The sequence below is a fragment of the Brunnivagina elsteri CCALA 953 genome (assembly GCF_002289455.1).
Classification (GTDB): Bacteria; Cyanobacteriota; Cyanobacteriia; order Cyanobacteriales; family Nostocaceae; genus Brunnivagina; species Brunnivagina elsteri.
In genome coordinates, this window is sequence record NZ_NTFS01000616.1 from 1 (window position 1) to 2,605 (window position 2,605).

Sequence of the window (2,605 nt, forward strand, 5' to 3'; positions counted from 1 at the left end):
CTATTTCTATAACCAATTGAGTTTAATCGAAGCATACGAATTGCTAGGGACAGAACTCAACCGTCGAGGTAAGGTAGTAGAGAGTTTGAAAGAAATAGCGATCGCATCACTAAACCACGCTACTGTAATCAACCTTCCCCCAAGCAAAACTCCACTCAGTCAATTAGATAATAACCTCATCTGGTTTGTCAGCAGCGAAGGTTGCAATTATCCAGTGGGAAGTATAATTAACACAGCAAGCAACAACGACTACATAAAATCTTCTAACGCAAAAGAAGTAAGATTAATCGGATTTACAGACTCAACCCTATCATTCTCCCCCTCTTCCTCTCCCCCACTCCTCCATCATCCCTAACCCTTGGGAAAACATACCCCTTGCACCAGAAAAACCCGAACAACCAGAAGAAACAAACAGCAAACAAGTAAAATATCCCTACATCCACGGAAGAGGACCAATTGACGCAACCCTTGCTTGTTTCCAAATGCTATCACAACATTGGAACATGCCGTGGAAAAGGGACGTACTCAGAAGGGCATTAAACAGCAACTATCAACGAACTGGTAAAATATCAATTGAAATCTGCGGTGCGGTTGCCGAATTGATGGGATTGAAAGCACAACTTGTAGAAGTACCAGCAGTTGCAATATCTAAACTTCCTACCCCTGTATTGCTTCCCTGGCAAGACTCCTACGCCATACTCTATCACGCCACGGAAAAAGAATTAACCCTTGCCATTCCCGAACAGGGTATTACTCGCAAGAAACCAGAATCATTTATCGAAACCTGGGGAGAAGAAGGGCAAGTATTATTATTGCAACATACCTCTGAAACTCCGAAAAGTCGATTTAATTTAAGTTGGTTTTTACCAGCAATAAAAAAACATAAGACTGTTTTAACTGAAGTATTTATCGCATCTTTATTCGTACAATTATTAGGACTAGCGAATCCCCTCATCACCCAAGTAATTATTGATAAAGTAATTATTCAAAATGGCGCTAATACCCTGAATGTATTGGGTAGTTTATTGATAGTTCTGGCGATTATTGAGGGGTTGATTACCTGGTTGCGAACTAACTTATTTGTCGATACCACCAATCGCATAGATTTAAGTTTGGGAAGTGAAGTAATCGACCATTTATTAAGATTACCCTTACGTTATTTCGAGAAACGTCCCGTTGGAGAAATCTCCAGCAGGATTAACGAACTTGAAAATATTCGTTCTTTTCTAACTGGTACTGCTCTAACAGTTGTATTGGATGCCGTTTTCTCGGTAATTTATATCGGGGTAATGATATTTTATAGTTGGTTATTAACTATAGTTGCACTTGCAACTGTACCCTTATTCGCTTTATTAACATTTATATTTGCCCCAATCATCCGCAGTCAAACCCGCACCAAAGCCGAACGAAATGCCGAAACCCAATCCTATTTAGTAGAAGTAGTATCGGGTATTCAAACAGTCAAAGCACAGAATATCGAACTTAATTCCCGATGGCAATGGCAACAACGTTATGGTAAATATATTAGTGCCAGTTTTGAAAATGTTACCACGAGCAATACAGCAGGTTCTCTGAGTAATTTCCTCAATAAACTATCTAGTTTACTATTACTTTGGGTGGGAGCATATTTAGTATTAAAACAGGAAATCACATTAGGGGAATTAATAGCATTTAGAATTATTGCTGGTTACGTTACTAGTCCCCTACTACGATTAATTCAGCTTTGGCAAAACTTCCAAGAAACAGCTTTATCCCTGGAACGATTAGCTGATATTCTCGATACTCCTCAAGAAAGTGAATTAGCTGGTAGAAATAACATTCCCATGCCAGCAATTAATGGTGTGATTAAATATGAAAATGTCACCTTTGCCTTTGCTAAATCACCACAACCTCAACTTAATAATGTCTCAATTGAAATTCCCAAAGGTGCATTTATTGGAGTAGTCGGACAAAGTGGTGCAGGGAAAAGTACCCTCACAAAATTAATTCCTCGACTTTACGAACTCGACTCTGGACGCATATTAATTGATGGGTATGACATCTCCAAAGTAGAATTGTACTCCCTGCGTCAACAAATCGGTATGGTATTGCAAGATACCCTCCTATTCGACACCACAGTCCAAGAGAATATTGCTTTAACTATACCCGATGCAACCCCAGAAGAGATAGTCGAAGCAGCCCAAATAGCTTGTGCCCATGACTTTATTATGAATTTGCCCAATGGGTATAACACCCGTGTGGGAGAAAGGGGTTCCGCACTATCAGGAGGACAAAAACAACGAATTGCGATCGCACGTACTGTACTGCAAAATCCACCCCTGTTAATTATGGATGAAGCTACCAGCGCCCTTGATTATGCTACCGAAAGACAGGTTTGTTCAAACTTACAAGTAGCATTCAAAGGTAGAACGGTATTATTTATTACTCACAGGTTAGCAACTATTAAGAATGCAGATATTATTTTGATGATGGATAGGGGGAAAGTAGCGGAACAAGGAACGCACAAAGAATTAATCGAGATGAAAGGCTTGTATTACTGTCTGTACCAGCAACAAGAAGCATCGGGAAGCTGAACAGGAGGGGGAGAGGGGAAGAAGGGGAGAGT

General features: G+C 40.1%; 1 pseudogene. It reads left to right on the forward strand.

From position 1 onward, the window contains the following. A pseudogene (locus CK510_RS29100) lies at positions 1–2,573 on the forward strand (peptidase domain-containing ABC transporter); the annotation flags it as partial. Positions 2,574–2,605 lie beyond the last annotated feature (32 nt).